Raw genomic sequence first — 16,147 nt, 5'->3', positions numbered from 1 at the left:
GAACCATAGCTGCCGTTACGTTTATCAACGCGCCAAAAGCAGCTTAATTTTTAAACAATGAAATGACAGTTGGTTGCAAAGTGCCTGGCAGGAAGGAAATGCGCTGCCATCTTCATGCCCGGCATGACCCAGGGACATGACCGGCCGCAGATAGTGCTGCGGCCGGTCGATCATCATTCCCCCGGGGCCCGCGTGTTGCGGTTCCAGCGGATCGAGGACCATAGCGACACGCCGATCAGCGCGGCGCCGCCCAGGCCGGTGATGACCTCGGGGATGTGGACGAAGGATTGCAGGAACATGATCACCGACAGCGCGATGATCGCATAGAAGGCGCCATGTTCCAGATAGCGGTACTGCGCCAGCGTGCCCTTTTCGACCAGCATGATGGTCATGGAGCGCACATACATGGCGCCGATCCCCAGGCCGATGGCGATGATGAACAGGTTCTGGGTCAGCGCGAAGGCCCCGATCACGCCGTCGAAGCTGAAGGAGGCGTCCAGAACCTCGAGGTAAAGGAACGCCCCCAGGCCGCCCTTGGCCCCGGCCGCCAGGGCTTCCTGGCTGCTGTCCAGCAGGCCGCCCAGAACCTCGACCAGAAGAAAGGTCAGAAGGCCCCAGATCGCGGCCCTGAAGAAGATCTGCGATTCGACCGGATCCAGGAAGCGCGAGAAGATAAGGATCAGCGACAGCACCACCGCAACCTCGATCCCGCGGATCGTGGCGTATTTCTGCATCTTGGCTTCCAGCCAGCGGACCCAGTGGACGTCCTTTTCATGGTCGAAGAAGAAGGACAGGCCCACCATCATCAGGAAGGTGCCCCCGAAGGCTGCGATGGGCAGGTGGGCGTCGTGCATGATCCTGGCGTATTCCTCGGGCCGCGCGGCGGCCAGCACCATGGCGTCCCACGGCCCGATCTTGGCGGCGATCACCACGATCAGCAGCGGAAAGACGATCCGCATCCCGAAGACGGCGATCAGGATGCCCCAGGTCAGGAAACGCCGCTGCCATTCCGGCGTCATTTCCTTCAACTTGTTCGCGTTGACGATCGCGTTGTCGAAGGACAACGAGATTTCCAGGACGGCCAGCACCGCGCAGATGAAGAAGATGGTCAGCATTCCGCCAACCGTGCCGGTCATCTGCCAGCCCAGAAAGGCGCCCAGGATCAGGCCCAGGGCAGTGACAATGAAGGCCCAGGTGAAATAGCGAAGGGTCGGCCGCGTATCTGCGCCGAGGCCAGAGGAAGGGAGTCCGTTTTCCATGAGAAAAGGTCCAGGCGGCTGGTTCAGGATCAGTGCCGACATCACGAATGTGCCGCCACATCCGCCAGAGGGACCCGGTCACCCAGTCTGCATCCGCCCGGCGGATAACGCGCATTTGAAGGATGTTGGGCCTTCACGCAAGTGTCTTATGCCCGCAAGCGGCAGAAACGGCCCGATCCCGCCGGGCCGTTGCCTTGTTCCGAAGCGGTCGGACAGCCGCAGGCCATGCGGCACGCCTTTGGCCCGCAGCCCTTCTTATCGGATGCGGCGCGAGGGCCGCGCATGGCTGCGGCGGTCGTTCCGGCCCAGCAGCGCCACCGCGACCACGGCGACGGCCGCGCCGATGGCGACCTTTCGGGCAAGGCCGCCCCTGTTGTACTGCCATTCGGCCCCCAGGCCCATTTCGGCGGGAACGTTGGGGACATGGCCCCGGCCAAGATCCTGGGCCAAGCCCTCGATCATGTTGATGCGGTCTGCCCCCAGCAGCATCAGCCAATGCCGCCAATCCGATTCGCTGAAGCCGAAGGCCGCCCGGCGAACCATGCCGCTGATCCCCGACGGGGGCGAGGATGTGCCGAAGACCGCCGGGCGGCGGTTATGTTCCACGGATTGCAGCAGCTCGACCTCGGGGCGCTGCAAGGGCGGGCGCTTCCAGGCCATGTGCGTTTCGGTATCGGCGGATCGGTCGCGCATCGGATAGGTCGGATCGTTCCGGGGGTCGGCATCGACCCCCCAGCCGTTCACGGTGGCAGGGTCGATCGTCTGGCTGGAATTCTGCTTCATCCTGTGCGTCCTTTCAGCGTCCGCCATTGGGATAGAGAACGGGCTTGATACATTCATCGAGCTTGGAGGAAAAAAGATGATAGGCGTCGGGCAGATCCTCCAGCGGCACCCGGTGGGTGATCATGGCCTTGGGATCGATCCGGCCTTCGCGCACATGTTCGATCAGCCGGGGCAACAGCCGCTTGACCGAGGCCTGGTTGGCCCGGATCGTGATGCCCTTGTTCAGGACATTGCCCATGGGAACCATGTTGCCGGTCGGTCCATAGACGCCGACGATAGACACCACGCCGCCCTTCTTGACGGAGTTGATCGCCCAGTGAAGGACGATGGCCGAACCCGCCTCGATCTTCATCTTCTTGCCCAGGACCGTGCGCAAGGGACTGCCCGAGGCGTCGCCGCCCACGGCATCGATGCAGACATCCGCGCCCAGCGAATCCGTCTGCTTCTTGATGAACACCGCCATGTCGTCGATGGACTTGAAGTTATAGACCTCGGCCGGGCAGTACCGGCGCGCGAAATCCAGGCGGTAATCCAGGTGGTCGATCACGATCACCCGGCCCGCGCCGAACAGCCAGGCGCAACGCGCGGCCATGATGCCCACCGGGCCCGCGCCGAAGACGACAACGGTGTCGCCCTTTTGGATGCCGCCCATCTCGGCCGCCTGGTATCCCGTGGGCACCACATCGGTCAGCAGCACCGCGTCGTCGGGATCCATCCAGCCGGGGATCAGCGTCGGCCCGACATCGGCATAGGGCACGCGCACATATTCCGCCTGCCCCCCGTCATAGCCGCCCGCCGTGTGCGAATAGCCGAAGATGCCCCCGACCGCCGTGGCCTGGGGGTTGGCCTCGTGGCAGTTGCCGAACAGGCCCTGCTTGCAGAAATGGCATTGTCCGCAAGCGATGTTGAAGGGGACCAGCACATGATCGCCGGGCTTCAGGTTGGCGACCTCGGACCCGACCTCCTCGACGATGCCGCAGAATTCGTGGCCGAAGGTCGTCCCGATCCGGGTGTCGGGCACCATCCCGTGATACAGGTGCAGATCCGATCCGCAGACGCAGGACCGGGTGACGCGAACGATGGCATCGCGCGGATGATGGATCATGGGGTCGCGCTTGGAACTGACCCGCATACGGCGCGGGCCGCGATAATCGGCAGCTAGCACGGCAATTCTCCTCGCAGACTGCCGGGGCAACATCCGCCGGGGGACAGTTGTTCCAATCCGGGGGCAAAAGCGGGCGGCAGATGAACAAAGATCAAACGCGGGAACATTGCGATGATCCTGCGGTTGAACGGCTTGCATGGGGGAAAGCCGGAAGTGGCACTGCGACCCGGTCGCGACGCCACGATGTCCAGCCCGCGCAACGGCATCATTTCTGAAGGACGCGATGGCCATCCGCCATTGCAGGAGGATTTTCGACATGGGTATCGGGGCAAGACTGGAGGGAACCGCGGTTCTGTTGGTCGAAGGCGACGTCCGGCTTGCGGCCCGTGCCCATCATGCCCTGTGCAGGCGGGCGCCCAGGTCATCGGCCCGGCGGCACGGGAAGACCAGGCGATTGCCCTGATCGAAAGCCGGTCCCTGTCCTGCGCGATCCTCGAGATCGACCTGGGCCAGGGGGTGCGGTTCAAGGTGGCGGATGCCCTTCGGGCGCGCGGCCTGCCCTTCGTCTTCATGACCGCGCATGACGACGTGATGATCCCGCGCCGTTTCGACGACATCGGCCGCATCCGCAAACCCTCGGGCTTCCGCCTGGCTGTCGAGGCGATCGCCTTGATGTGTCCCGCACCGCCCGCCTGGATGTCGCAGGCGCCGATCACCCCCGAGAAGTCCCTGGGACGCATCGCCGGGCCGCGGGCGCAGCTTGCCCTGCCGGGCGGGATGCGCATGCCTGCCGATGTGGTCCTGCCCGACGCGCTGCCTTCGGATGCGGTCCGGATGGCGCATGACGATCTTGCGCTGCCCCCCATGCGCCCCGGCATGACCAGCCGGCCCGCAGCGTAAGGCCGCCCGGCCCCTCGGCCAGCGGGTTCGAACAGCCCGTGGCGCGCCTTTACCGCGATCATGTGCAGTCCTTTGCCCATCAGGTCACAACCGATGTCCTGGGCAATGTCAGCGCCGTCATCAATCCCGACTCGGCGTTCCGCTTCATGTATGCCGGCCACCTGGGCAGGCTGGATCTGGGCAAGGGGCCGGGGATCTCTCAGGGGGGGGCAATACCATCCCGGTGGTCTTCGACATGCTGATCGCATCCGCTCAGGACCGGGCCATCCCTTTCCAGCGCTAGGCGACCGGCGTCATCTCGGTGCCCCCGCGCTATATGCACACCCCGTCCGAGGTGGTCTGCCTGGCCGACATGGGGGCGACAATCGACCTGATCCACGAATTCTGCCGCCGTCTGCGCCCGGACATCGAGTTCAGGCCGGTCTAGAAAGCTTGGCCAGGCTCTATGGATCGTCTGTGCAGGGCGTCATGCCAGCGCCACCACAAGCGCGAGGCATTCCTTGTCGCCCTGCCCTTGATAGCTGTGCAGAAGGCTGGGATCGAAGGACATGGCATCCCCTTCGCCAAGCGTCACCGTTTCCTCGTCCACGACCACCGCAAGGCTGCCCTCGATCACATAGATCATCTCCTCGACCCCATGCTGGTGGGGTTCGGAGGGAGGCGCACCGGAAGGGAAATGGGCCAGGAACGCCTCCATCCGTCGCTCTGCCAAGGGATAGTCAAGGCTTTCGAACAGATAGGACGCCGGCGAGGTGCCGCCCGGGATGGCCAGGCGGATGCGTTCGTCCCTGCGCGTCACGGCGATCCTCGCCTCGGTCTTCTTGAAGAAGTAATCCAGATCGACCCTGAACACCAAGGCGATCCGCAGCAGCGTGGGCAAGGTGGGAAAGACCTGCCCCCGTTCGATCTTGGACAGCATGGCAGGCGAAAGACCGGTATGTTCCGCAAGCTGGACCAGCCCCAGCTTCTTTCGCAGGCGCAGTTCCCGCATCCGCGGTCCGATGCGGTATTTTTCCAGTTCTTCCGTCAGCGTATCCGACATGGCACCCCCGGACATCTTTCACCCCAGGATAATGATCGAAGCTTCGTTTTCTCGTCAAGAAAAACCGCTTTCTCATCATGAAAATTTGATTGGGCTGAAAACGCTTTGTCACGTTATGAACATGCACGGACCTTCGTGACACTTTTGCAACCCAAGGAGACGACCATGAAAATGATGCCCGCCATTGCCGCCGCCCTGATCGGTTTTGCTGCCGTGCCCGCCTTTGCCGCTGAAAAGGATATCGTCGACACGGCCGTGGAGGCCGGTACCTTCAACACCCTTGCCCAGGCCCTGGAGGCTGCCGGTCTGGTGGAAACGCTGAAGGGCGAAGGCCCCTTCACCGTCTTCGCCCCCACCGACGAGGCCTTTGCCAAGCTTCCCGCCGGCACGGTGGAAACCCTGCTGCAGCCCGAGAACAAGCAGCAGCTTGTGGATGTGCTGACCTATCACGTCGTGCCGGGCGAAGTGATGGCGGCCGATGTGGTCGGACTGGACGAAGCCCCGACCGTCAACGGCAAGATGATCGACGTGCAGGTCGATGGCAGCGCCGTCAAGGTGAACGAGGCGAATGTCACCGCGACCGACGTGGCCGCCAGCAACGGCGTCATCCATGTCATCGACCAGGTGATCCTGCCGCCGGAAAGCTGATCCCGACAGGCGATACAGGCCCTGTCACCGGGTCATGGGACGGAGAGGGGCGCTTCCCTCTCCGTTCGTCATTCAAGGCGCGAGAACCGCAGCCGGGCGCGGGAAGCGAAGTCCGCCGTCTAAGGCTGCTGCCATCGGACAGGGCTTCTTGATCCCGGCGGTCCCAGACCCGCAGGCCCAGCCCAGGTCACCCCGCGAAAAGCGAAAAGATCCCGATCGCCAGCGATCCGACGGCAATGACGGCGCCGCCTATGGCGACTGCGGCAAGCCAGCCGGACTGAGTGGCCGGAGGCGCGGCCATGGCCGATACCGCCGTTTCAATCCGCAACTGGACAAGCTCCAGCCGTTCCTGGAACGTCTGGCGGCCCTGTTCGGCCGATGCCAGGTTCCGCTGCAAATCACTGATATCGTCGCGCAGATCCGCCAGTTCCCCCAGGATGCGGCCAAGCGCCCGCTTTTCGGCCGAGATCGTCCGGGCAGCATTGGCGACCGGCTGCAACACCAGTTCAGCCCCATCCCGGGATCTGGCCTTCACCGCGACCGTGAACTCCATCGCCTCCTCCAGCGGCGGATCGAAGGCGAAGGCGAAGCCATAGGCTCCGGTCCCGACCGCCTGGCGTTCCAGATCCTTGCGCGGGCGGTTGGCGGTGACGGTCCCGATCAGCCTTCCTTCGCGGCGGATTTCGACGGTGGCATTGCGGGCGGGATCGGTCCGGTCGATCACCCAGCCCGCCACCCGGTCGGCGCGCAGGACATCCACCACGCCGTAAAGCAGCGGCTCCCTGATGGCTGGCGGAATGGGTGTCTGGTCGGTCATGCGGCGAATCCTGCGGCGATGCGGCTGAAAACATGCCTAGAGGATGCCCCTTAAGATAGGGTTTACGGCCCTGCGTCATCGGCCCGCGCCCCTGCGGATCAGGAACAAAAGCCGCCCCGGCATCGTTTTGCCTGTCCGTGGCCGGCCGTCCCGGTGGCCGCTGGCTCAAGGAACACCCGGAGGAAAACCATGGCCCAGGACAAGGACATCCAGACGACCCGCGACGATCGCCCCCCGAAGAACGAGGGCGTCCTGCCGGACGGCGTGCGGGGAACGACGCGGGACACCGGACACACCGTTCCCGCCGACGAACATGCGGGATACAGGGACCCGACCAAGCCGGAACTGCGCAAGCCGTCGTCAGAGCTTTGATGACCATGGTCCCGGTCAAGTCGGGGCCATGACGATCCCCGTCGGTTATTCCTGCGCGCGCAGCACGCGGGCGGGACGGGCCGACAGGGGACGAAGGGCAAAGACCAGGCCCGCGGCCAAGGTGGCCAGCACGCCCCCCGCAATGACCGCCAGCGCGGATCCGGGGGCAAAGCGATAGTCCAGTTCCATCACCTGCGTCAGGATCGCCCAGGCTGACAGGGCGGCGACCAGAACCGCGACCAGCCCGGCCGCCGCGCCCATCAGCGCGGATCGCAGGGCAAAGCTTGCCAGCACCGTGGCCCGCGTGGCGCCCAGGGTCTTCAGCACAGCCACCTCGAATACGCGGGCGCGTTCGCCTGCCGCCGCAGCGCCAATCAGCACGACAAAGCCCGTCGCCAGCACCGCAAGCGCCGCAAGCGACGTGGCGGATGCAAGGGCGCCCATCGCCTCGGCCACGCGGTCGGCCACGTCGCGCACGCGGATCGCGGTGACGTTCGGAAAGGCCGCGCCGATATCGCGCAGGATCGCAGCTTCGGATGCGGGATCGGTATGAACGGTGGCGATATGGGTCTGGGGGGCGCCGGCCAGGGCGGCGCTGTCGAAGATCATCACGAAGCCGATCCCGCCGCTGCGGAAATCAAGGCGCCTCAAATTCGCGACGGTGCCGGTGATGTCGCGACCCAGGATGTTCACCGTCACCCGGTCCCCCAGCGACAGGCCGATCTCTGCGGCCTCGTCCGCGCCAAAGCTGATCAGCGGGGGGCCAGCGTAATCCTCGGGCCACCACTCGCCGGCGGTCAGTTCCGTGCCGGGGGGCGGCGCGGCGGCGTGGCTGACGCCGCGGTCGCCTCGCAGCACCCAATGGTCGCCCCAGTCGCGGGCGGGAATGTCGTTGATGGCGGTGACGATCCCGCGCAGCGAGGGCGCGGTATCGACAGCCCCCACGCCCGGATCGCCGTCCAGCCGGTCAAGAACGCCCGCCAACTGGTCGGGCTGGATATCGATGAAGAAGAAGGACGGCGCCTGGTCGGGCAGTTCGGCCGCGATGGCGCGGCGCATGTTGGCGTCGATCTGGCCCACCGTGGCCAGCACCGACAGGCCCAGACCCAGCGACAGGACGACCGCCGCCACGCCTTCGCGCGGATTGCCGACCGCCGCCACCGCCAGCCGCAGCACGGGGCGTCCGCGCAGGGCGGGCTGGCGCGCCAGCCGCCGGGCAAGGGCGCGCAATCCCTGCGCCGCCAGCCACAGCGCCGCAAGCGCCGCGACCACCCCGCCCGCCACCGACAAGGCCAGCCACGGCAGCGAGGCCAGCGACGCCGCCGTTCCGATCAGCGCCAGCACCGCAGCCGCCAGCGCCGCCAGATGCCGCTTGCGGGGCCAGGTTCGGGCATCGGCGCCGATGCCCCGGAACAGGGCAGCCGCACGCACCCGTTCGACGCGGGCCAGCGGCAGCAGGGTGAAGATCAGCGCGGTCAGGATGCCATAGGCCCCGGCCTCGGCCAGGGGGGCAATATGAAGCGTGAACTCGGCCGGGATCGGCAGGCGCGATTGCAGCCAGGGGGCTGCGGCCAGGGGCGCAAGCCCCCCCAGGGCCAGCCCCGCAAGAACCCCCAGCAGGGTCAGTGCGCCGATCTGGAGGAAATAGATCGCGAAGATCGTCCGCCCTTCGGCCCCCAGGGTCTTCAGCGTGGCAATGACCGGGGTTTTCGCGTCCAGATAGCTGCGCACCGCCGCCGACACGCCCACGCCGCCCACGGCCAGCCCGGCAAGACCCACCAGGACCAGGAACGATCCCAGCCGTTCGACGAAGGTTTCCACCCCTGGCGCGCCCCGGCGGCTGTCGCGCCATCGCATCCCGGCATCGAAATACTGGGTCGCTTCGGCCCGCAGCCCATCGAGGCTGTCGCCCGGGCGCAACGTCAGGCGATAGCTGGATTCGAACAGCGTGCCCGGCGACAGCAGCCCCGAATCCGCCAGCGCCCGGGTGGCGACAAGCGTGCGCGGGCCAAGGCCGAAGCTGCCGCTCAGCGCGTCGGGTTCGCGGGTCAGCGCGGCGGTCAGCACGAAATCCTGCACCCCAAGGCGAAAGCGGTCGCCGATCCGCAAGCCCAGCCGGTCGATCAGAAGCGGATCCATCGCCGCGCCCGGCAGACCGTCGCGGCCTGCCAGGACCTCGGCCACGGTCAGGGGCGGCTCGAACCGGGCCTGCCCCCGCAGCGGCCAGGCATCGTCGATGCCCTTCACCTGGGTCAGGGCGCGATCCTCGCCCACCACGGCCATGGACCGGAAATCCACCACCTCGGACACCTGCCGGGCATGGTCCGCCATCCAGTCGCGTTCGGCATCGGTGGCAAGGCGATAGGTCAGGCGCAGCGCGGCGTCGCCCCCCAGCAGCACCGACCCCTGCCGCGCAAGCCCCGATTCAAGCGCCGCGCGCACCGATCCGACTGCGGCGATGGCACCCACGCCCAGCGTCAGGCACAGAAGAAAGATCCAGAAGCCCGACAGGCCGCCTCGCAATTCGCGCCGGGCGATGCGCCAGCCGGGCGTCATTGGGCCGCCTGCTGCTGACGATCCTCGCCTTCGATCCGGCCGTCGCGCAGGCGCATGACGCGGTCGCAGCGCAGCGCCAGATCGGACGCGTGCGTGACCAGAACCAGGGTCGCCCCGTGCCGGTCGCGCAAACCGAACAGCGAATCCATGATCGCCTCTCCGGTGGTGCCGTCCAGATTGCCCGTGGGTTCGTCCGCCAGAAGGATCGCGGGCCGGGGCGCAGCCGCGCGGGCCAGTGCCACCCGCTGCTGTTCGCCACCCGACATCTGCGCAGGATAATGATCCATCCGCGCGCCCAGCCCCACGGCCCGCAATTCATCCGCCGCGCGGTCGAAGGCGTCGGACTGGCCCGCCAGTTCCAGGGGCGTGGCGACGTTTTCAAGCGCGGTCATCGTCGGGATCAGGTGGAAGGACTGGAAGACCACGCCCATCCGGCCGCGCCGGAACCGGGCAAGCGCGTCTTCGTCCAGCGCTGTCATGTCATGACCCAAAGCCTGCACCGTGCCGCCGGTCGCCCGTTCCAGGCCGCCCATCAGCATCAGCAGGGACGACTTGCCCGAGCCGGACGGCCCGACCAGGCCCAGGGTCTCGCCCCGGTGGACATCCAGCGAAATGCCCCGCAAGATCGCGACCGGCCCGGCATTGCCCTGCAGGGTCAGGTGGACATCCCTCAGCGACAAAACCGGACCCATCATGACCATTCTTCCCTTAAACGTGCATTTCCTGCCATCTAAGCCTTGGCGGCGCGCGAACAAGCCAGGCTGGCGCGGGATCTTCCTGGCGCTCGGTCTGCTGGCCGCGCCCGTGGTTGCCTCGGCCCAGGAGCCGTTTCGGCTGGTGGCGCTTGGGGATTCGCTGACCCAGGGCTATGGCCTGCCCGCCGATCAGGGGCTGGTGCCGCGATTGCAGGACTGGCTGCGGAAGGCCGGCCATGACGTGATCGTGATCAACGCAGGCGTCAGCGGGGACACCACGGCGGGCGGATTGTCGCGGCTGGACTGGACGCTGGCCGATGAACCCGATGCGATGATCGTGGCGCTTGGCGGCAACGACCTGCTGCGCGGCATCGACCCGGCGACCAGCCGCGCCAACCTGGACGCGATCCTGACGCGCCTGAAGGCCGAAGGCGTGCCTGCGATGCTGGTCGGCCTGTCCGCCCCCGGCAATTTCGGGCCCGAGTTCCAACGGGATTTCGCGGCCATGTTCCCGGAAGTCGCGCAACAGCATGGCGCCGTGCTGTATCCCGACCTGCTGGCACCCATCACGGAACAATACAAGGCGGGCGAAAGCCTGGAAGATCTGATGCAGGACGACGGCCTGCATCCCGACGCCGCCGGTGTCCAGGCCATCGTCGAGGCCCTGGGTCCGGCCGTCGATGCCTGGCTGGACGGGATCGACCGTTGACGCCCCTTTCGACCTGCCCCTGTTCCTGAAGGGTCCCGCAGGCATCGCAAGGGCATGTCGCCCTATTGGATGCCGCGGCCGACCCGCGCCAGCAGGATCACCGGCAGGATGCCCACCACGACGATGGCCAGGGCCGCGATGGCGGCTTCCTCATAGGTGCCGCGGGCGGCTTCCCCGTAAAGATGCGTGGCCAGCGTCTCAAAGTTCAAGGGCCGCAGCAACAGCGTCGCGGACAGTTCCTTCATGCAATCCACGAACACCAGCAACCCGCCCGCAGCCAGGGCCGCCCTGGAAAGCGGCAGGTGGACATGGCGCAGCGTGCCGCCGATCCCATGTCCCAGGGTGCGCGCCGACTGGTCATAGCTGCGCGGGATCCGGCTGAGCCCCGCCTCGACCGAACCGATCGAGATCGCAAGGAAGCGCGCAAGATAGGCATAGCCCAGCGCCAGCCCCGATCCGATCAGCACCAGACCGGGATCCACCCCCAGCCCGTCCTTGATCATCCGCCCGATCCAGCGGTCGAACCCCCCGGCCGCGATCAGGATGCCAAGCGCCAGGATCGTGCCCGGCATGGCATAGCCCAGCGATGCCATCCGGTGAACGGCCTGCATTCCCCGCTGCGGAAAGAGGCGCGCCGTATAGGCGACGACAAGCCCGCAAAGCAGCACGGCGACGGTCGCCAGGGCGGACAGGGCAAAGGTGTTCCACGCCTCGGTCACAAGGCGGGCGGACAGGCCGGCGAACTGGAACCGTTCCCAGGCCTCGATCGCCAGATGGCTGGCGGGCAGCACGAAGCCCAGCAGCACCGGAAGCAGGCAAAGGCCCATGGCCATCCAGCGGGCCGTGCCCTTCAGCGGCTGGCGGGACATGCTGCGGGCGCGCTGCGCGCTGACGGAATAGCGCTGCTTCCGGCGCGCCCAGCGTTCCAGGGTGATCAGCGCGACCACCAGCACCAGCATCGCCAGCGCGATCTGCGCGGCCCCCGCCAGGTCGGATCGCGTGACCCAGGTGGTATAGACCGAGATCGTCAGCGAACGGACGCCCAGGAATTCGGATGCGCCGATGTCGTTCAGCGTCTCCATCAGGGCCAGGCTGACACCGACGGCAATGGCCGGACGCGCCAGGGGCAACGCGACACGCCACAGGATATGGCGCCGGGGCGTGCCAAGGGTATGGGCGACCTCGACCAGGTTCGCGGCCTGGGTCATGAACATCGCCCGCACCGGCAGATAAACGTAAGGATACAGCACAAGGCCCAGCAGCAGGATCGCCCCGGTCATGGACCGGATGTCGGGCAGGCGGAAATCCCGCGGGCTGTCAAAGCCCAGCACCGCCCTGATCGCCGACTGGAACGGTCCCAGGGGGTGCAGCATGTCCAGATAGGCATAGGCGATGATATAGGTCGGCACGGCCAGCGGCAGCAGAAGTGCCCATTCCAGCGAACGGCGGCCGGGAAAGTCATATGCGGTGACCAGCCAGGCAATGCCTGTGCCGATCGCGGCGGTCAGAAAGCCGACCCCTGCCATCAGGATCAGCGTCTGGCCCAAGGCATGGGGAAGAACGTGGCGGGACAGATGGGACCACAAGCCTTCGGAACCCTGGGCCGCCTGCCAAGCCAGGGCCAGGATGGGCACCAGGGTCAGCGCCGCGATCAGCACGCTTGCCATGGCCCAAGCCCCCCCGCGCGGGCGCAGGAGGGCGGAGGCCGTGGCGAATGCCACGGCGGACAAGGGGCGGCGGGGGGATTCCCCGCCGCGTGCGTCAGTTGTCGAAGCCGACACGGTCAACCAGTTCGCTGACTTTCTTGCGGTTCGTCACGATTTCGGTCAGCGGGGTCGGGTCAACCTGCAATTCGCCGAAGGACGCGATGATCGGATCGACCGCGGCACCGGGCTTGACCGGATATTCGAAATTCGCCTCGGCATAGATCTTCTGCGCCTCGTCCGAGACCAGGTATTCCAGCAGTTGCACGGCCTGTTCGCGGTTCGGTGCGTGCTTGGCGACGGCCGCGCCGCTGATGTTCACATGGGTGCCACCATCCTCGAAGGTCGGAAGGATCACCTTGATCGCATCGCCCCAGGCGCGCTGTTCGTCGCCGCCCCGACCCGACTGCATCAGGCCGACGTAATAGGAATTCGCAATGGCGATATCGCAGATGCCGCCCAGGATGTCCTTGGCCCCGTCGCGGTCGCCGCCGCCCGCCTGCCGTGCCAGATTGGCCTTGAGGCCGGTCAGCCATTCCTCGGTCTGCGCCGCGTCGTGATGCGACATGAAGGCCGAGAAAAGCGCGGTGTTGTAGGGATGCTGGCCCGACCGGATGCAGATGCGGCCCTTCCATTCCGGGTCGGCCAGGCTTTCATAGGTGATCTGGTCCACGTCCAGATCCTTGGCCGCATAGATCACCCGGGCGCGCATCGACAGGGCGAACCACTGGTTTTCGGGATCGCGCAGGTTTTCCGGGACGGCCGCTTCCAGGACCTCGGAGTCGACCGGCTGGGTCAGGCCCTTGTCCGCAAGGTCGGCCAGGTTTCCGGCATCGACCGCCATCAGCAGATCCGCCGGAGAGCTTTCGCCCTCGGAGGCCACGCGTTCCGCCAACCCGTCCTTGAGGAAGACCGTGTTCACCTTGATGCCCGTGGACTCGGTGAAGGCTGCCAGCAGAGGCTCGACAAGGCCCGGCTCTCTCGAAGTGTAGAGGTTCAGCTCCTGGGCCTGGGCCGCGCCCATGGCGGCAAGCATGGTGGTGGATGCCAGGGCGATGCGAATGACGACCGGTGCAGTTTTCATGTGACCTCTCGAAAACCTGTGAATCTGTCCAAGGGGGTCATATGTCAGGCAGCGCGGGTTAGTCTAGTTTTTTCGTCAACTTTGTACGACCGGATGGCTTTCGCCTTCGGGGTCATCCGGGAAGACATGGATCTGGGCGCCGTTCAGCTGCAGGCTGACCTTCTCGCCGATCGCCATCGGGATGCGCACATGGGAATGCATCCGCAACGTCTGGGCAAGCGGATGGACCATGATGTCGATCTGTTCGCTTTCCCCCGTGAAGGTCTTGCCCATGATCCGGGCCGAGATGCCCTGCCCGTCGGGACCGATCGACAGCGCCTGGGGGCGGATGCAGGCAAGTGCCAAGGCCCCATCGGGCAAGTCCAGATCGGCCAGGAAGGTGCCGATGGGCGTCTCGATCCGCCCCTTGGACCAGATGCCCGTCAGGCGGTTGCAGGGTCCCATGAATTCGGCCGCATAGGCCGAGCAGGGCTGGTCATAGATCTGGAACGGCGTGCCGGCCTGTTCGATCCGTCCATCGCGCATCAGCACGATCAGGTCGCCCACGGCAAGCGCCTCTTGCGGGTCATGGGTGACCATGATGGCCGTGGTGCCGGTCTTGCGCAGGGTGTCGACCGTTTCCCGGCGCACCCTTTCCCGCAGGCCCTGGTCCAGGTTCGAAAACGGCTCGTCCATCAGCAGAACGGCCGGCTGCGGCGCAAGCGTTCGCCCCCGGACAGGGAATGGGGATAACGGTCAAGCAGATGCGCGAGGCCGATCCGTTCGACCACCTCGACCACGCGCTCCCGACGCTGTTGCCGGGACAGATGGCGCAGGCCGAAGGCCAGGTTGTCGGCGACGGTCAGATGGGGAAACAGGGCATAATCCTGAAACATGAACCCAATCCGGCGGTTTTCGGGTTCGACGAAATGCCCCGGACCGGCCACCTCCCTCCCGCCCAGAAAGATGCGGCCGCCAGGGTCGGGACGGTCCACGCCGGAAATGATCCTGAGCAGCGTCGATTTGCCACATCCGGATTGCCCCAGAAGGCAGGTGATCCTGCCAGGAGGGATCGCAAGCGAGATGTCCGACAAGACGGCCCGGCCATCGAAATGCCGCGACACATGTTCAAGTTCAAGCGTATATGCCGGATCGGCAATCATGCATGGCCTTCCAGTTTCATCCCGGCTGCAATGCCCGGGGCGACAGCCTCACCATCGGTGCTATCCGATCGGGCAGATATTCTCCAGCCCGATGGGACAGCTGGATCAGCAGTGACATCACTGCCCTGCGGTGCCGTATCGCGGCCTGTCCGGCGCCGCACGGATGGCGCGCGGCCAGGGCCAGAGGGGCCCTCTGAAGGGAAGCTTCGGCGATCGTCCAGGATGCCCAGGTTCTGCCGGCACCGACTGCCACGCAGATCGCCAGGGCACAGGCCTTTGCCGGGCATCTCGAGGGTAGCCAGGAGGCGGCCGACAGCGCGCCACCAAGAAGGCCATGACGCAGGCGGAGGGTCCGGATCGGCAGGCACTCGGCGCATGGGGTGCGGCCCGACGGCGCAAGTATCTGCTCTGGGGGGCTGCTGCAGTGAGACAGTGCGGCGCGCTGATCGTGAGCGGCAGCGGGCGCTCCAAAGGCTACAACTGCGCAAATGCCAAGCAGAAAGGACCGGCGGTCTGCACCGGTATGCCGGGACTACGGAAGGCCGCGGTAGAGGAGATCGAGCTGGACGGGCTGCACGAGGCGCTGATGACCCGAGGAGTCTGTGGCGCAGCTCTGCAAGAACTATATGCCCGCACTTGGCCGAGCAGAACAAAGAGGCGTTCGGCTGCTCGGCAGCGCGCAACAAGGGCGCTGCGACCTGCACCAACATGACGACGATCCGCCGCGAGGTGCTGGAGCACTCGGTCCTGGAGGCTCTCGAGCATCACCTGATGGATGAAGAGGCGGTGCGGATCTTCTGTGAGGAATATGCGGCTGAGCGCAACCGCCTTCAGACTAGGGCGGATGCCGGACGCGCGGGTCTGGAGAAAGAACTGCGTCAAGTCACCGGCGATCACAAGAAGCTGGTCGACGCAAGCATCGCCGGGGTGCCTGCCGAGCAGGTGAAGGACCGGATGATCGCGCTCGATGCACGGCGCAAGGAACTAGAAAGCGTGCCGTCTTCGGCGCCTGCTCCCGATCCGGTGCGTTTCCATCCGGCGCTGGCGAAGACCTACCGCGCCTGCGTCGGCCAGTTGATCCGAGGTCTTTCCGATGCCCAGAGACAGGAGCAAGCGAAGGAGGCGCTGCGAGCCTTGGTGGAGAAGATCGTCCTGGTGCCGGTCGAGATCGAAGGCGGCGGCACGCGTCTGGCGGTTGACCTGCACGGCGCCTGCCACCCGAACGCAGAAAGCCCTCGCGTTTGGCGAGGGCTTGATGGGGAATGTTGGTTGCGGGGGCAGGATTTGAACCTGCGGCCTTCAGGTTATGAGCCTGACGAGCTACCGGGCTGC

17 protein-coding genes are annotated in these 16,147 nt (G+C 66.1%); 5 read left to right on the top strand and 12 right to left on the bottom strand.

The window, feature by feature from the left end:
- Positions 1 to 24: 24 nt before the first annotated feature.
- From IEX25_RS08795 to IEX25_RS08780, 4 genes are all read right to left on the bottom strand, one after another.
- On the bottom strand, positions 25 to 174 hold the full coding sequence (locus IEX25_RS08795) for a hypothetical protein (RefSeq protein WP_188714713.1): 150 nt from the start codon (positions 172 to 174) through the stop codon (positions 25 to 27).
- Positions 174 to 1,259, bottom strand: a complete 1,086-nt coding sequence (locus tag IEX25_RS08790) for a DUF475 domain-containing protein (protein WP_188714712.1) — start codon at positions 1,257 to 1,259, stop codon at positions 174 to 176. Before IEX25_RS08790 ends, IEX25_RS08795 begins: the two co-directional genes overlap by 1 nt.
- Positions 1,260 to 1,514: 255 nt before the next feature.
- Positions 1,515 to 2,042 (bottom strand): hypothetical protein, encoded by a 528-nt coding sequence (locus IEX25_RS08785; protein ID WP_188714711.1) that lies wholly within the window; start codon positions 2,040 to 2,042, stop codon positions 1,515 to 1,517.
- A 13-nt stretch (positions 2,043 to 2,055) separates the two neighbouring features.
- Positions 2,056 to 3,207, bottom strand: coding sequence for a zinc-dependent alcohol dehydrogenase (locus tag IEX25_RS08780; protein WP_103172463.1), 1,152 nt, complete (start codon positions 3,205 to 3,207; stop codon positions 2,056 to 2,058).
- A 342-nt stretch (positions 3,208 to 3,549) separates the two neighbouring features.
- Here IEX25_RS08780 and IEX25_RS08775 point away from each other — a divergent pair, with 342 nt between their 5' ends.
- A complete protein-coding gene (locus tag IEX25_RS08775) occupies positions 3,550 to 4,047 on the top strand; it encodes a response regulator (protein WP_188714710.1) in 498 nt (165 codons plus the stop codon).
- A gap of 38 nt (positions 4,048 to 4,085) precedes the next feature.
- On the top strand, positions 4,086 to 4,289 hold the full coding sequence (locus IEX25_RS08770) for a hypothetical protein (RefSeq protein ID WP_188714709.1): 204 nt from the start codon (positions 4,086 to 4,088) through the stop codon (positions 4,287 to 4,289).
- A 224-nt stretch (positions 4,290 to 4,513) separates the two neighbouring features.
- Here IEX25_RS08770 and IEX25_RS08765 read toward each other — a convergent pair whose 3' ends face one another.
- The gene (locus IEX25_RS08765; protein ID WP_229665113.1) at positions 4,514 to 5,104 is read right to left on the bottom strand and encodes a helix-turn-helix domain-containing protein; all 591 of its coding nucleotides are present in this window, start codon (positions 5,102 to 5,104) and stop codon (positions 4,514 to 4,516) included.
- Positions 5,105 to 5,254: 150 nt separating this feature from the next.
- Between IEX25_RS08765 and IEX25_RS08760 the strand changes: the two genes are divergently transcribed.
- Positions 5,255 to 5,737 (top strand): fasciclin domain-containing protein, encoded by a 483-nt coding sequence (locus IEX25_RS08760; RefSeq protein ID WP_188714707.1) that lies wholly within the window; start codon positions 5,255 to 5,257, stop codon positions 5,735 to 5,737.
- A 187-nt stretch (positions 5,738 to 5,924) separates the two neighbouring features.
- On the opposite strand, the gene IEX25_RS08755 is transcribed toward IEX25_RS08760, so the two are convergent.
- Complete coding sequence (locus IEX25_RS08755) at positions 5,925 to 6,554, bottom strand: hypothetical protein (RefSeq protein ID WP_188714706.1); 630 nt, start codon at positions 6,552 to 6,554, stop codon at positions 5,925 to 5,927.
- A gap of 189 nt (positions 6,555 to 6,743) precedes the next feature.
- On the opposite strand from IEX25_RS08755, the gene IEX25_RS08750 reads away from it, so the two are divergent.
- Entirely contained in the window at positions 6,744 to 6,926 is a 183-nt protein-coding gene (locus IEX25_RS08750) for a hypothetical protein (RefSeq protein WP_103172469.1), read from the top strand.
- 45 nt (positions 6,927 to 6,971) lie between these two features.
- Here IEX25_RS08750 and IEX25_RS08745 read toward each other — a convergent pair whose 3' ends face one another.
- A complete protein-coding gene (locus tag IEX25_RS08745) occupies positions 6,972 to 9,482 on the bottom strand; it encodes an ABC transporter permease (protein WP_188714705.1) in 2,511 nt (836 codons plus the stop codon).
- Positions 9,479 to 10,177, bottom strand: a complete 699-nt coding sequence (locus tag IEX25_RS08740; protein ID WP_188714704.1) for an ABC transporter ATP-binding protein — start codon at positions 10,175 to 10,177, stop codon at positions 9,479 to 9,481. Before IEX25_RS08740 ends, IEX25_RS08745 begins: the two co-directional genes overlap by 4 nt.
- Here IEX25_RS08740 and IEX25_RS08735 point away from each other — a divergent pair.
- Entirely contained in the window at positions 10,176 to 10,886 is a 711-nt protein-coding gene (locus IEX25_RS08735) for an arylesterase (RefSeq protein ID WP_188714703.1), read from the top strand. The two genes, IEX25_RS08740 and IEX25_RS08735, sit on opposite strands and share 2 nt — an antisense overlap.
- Before the next feature lie 62 nt (positions 10,887 to 10,948).
- On the opposite strand, the gene IEX25_RS08730 is transcribed toward IEX25_RS08735, so the two are convergent.
- From IEX25_RS08730 to IEX25_RS08715, 4 genes are all read right to left on the bottom strand, one after another.
- Positions 10,949 to 12,607 (bottom strand): ABC transporter permease, encoded by a 1,659-nt coding sequence (locus tag IEX25_RS08730; RefSeq protein WP_229665130.1) that lies wholly within the window; start codon positions 12,605 to 12,607, stop codon positions 10,949 to 10,951.
- A 40-nt stretch (positions 12,608 to 12,647) separates the two neighbouring features.
- Positions 12,648 to 13,673 carry a Fe(3+) ABC transporter substrate-binding protein gene (locus IEX25_RS08725; protein WP_188714702.1) on the bottom strand — a complete coding sequence of 342 codons (1,026 nt, stop codon included), beginning with the start codon at positions 13,671 to 13,673 and terminating at the stop codon, positions 12,648 to 12,650.
- A 75-nt stretch (positions 13,674 to 13,748) separates the two neighbouring features.
- A complete protein-coding gene (locus IEX25_RS08720) occupies positions 13,749 to 14,348 on the bottom strand; it encodes a TOBE domain-containing protein (RefSeq protein WP_188714701.1) in 600 nt (199 codons plus the stop codon).
- The gene (locus IEX25_RS08715) at positions 14,348 to 14,815 is read right to left on the bottom strand and encodes an ATP-binding cassette domain-containing protein (RefSeq protein WP_188714700.1); all 468 of its coding nucleotides are present in this window, start codon (positions 14,813 to 14,815) and stop codon (positions 14,348 to 14,350) included. The genes IEX25_RS08720 and IEX25_RS08715 overlap by 1 nt, the downstream gene beginning before the upstream one ends.
- Positions 14,816 to 16,147: the final 1,332 nt, after the last annotated feature.

This window comes from Paracoccus acridae (genome assembly GCF_014642735.1).
Taxonomy (GTDB): Bacteria; Pseudomonadota; Alphaproteobacteria; order Rhodobacterales; family Rhodobacteraceae; genus Paracoccus; species Paracoccus acridae.
Note: the sequence above shows the minus strand (reverse complement) of the source record. Positions and strands in the feature narration are given on the sequence as shown.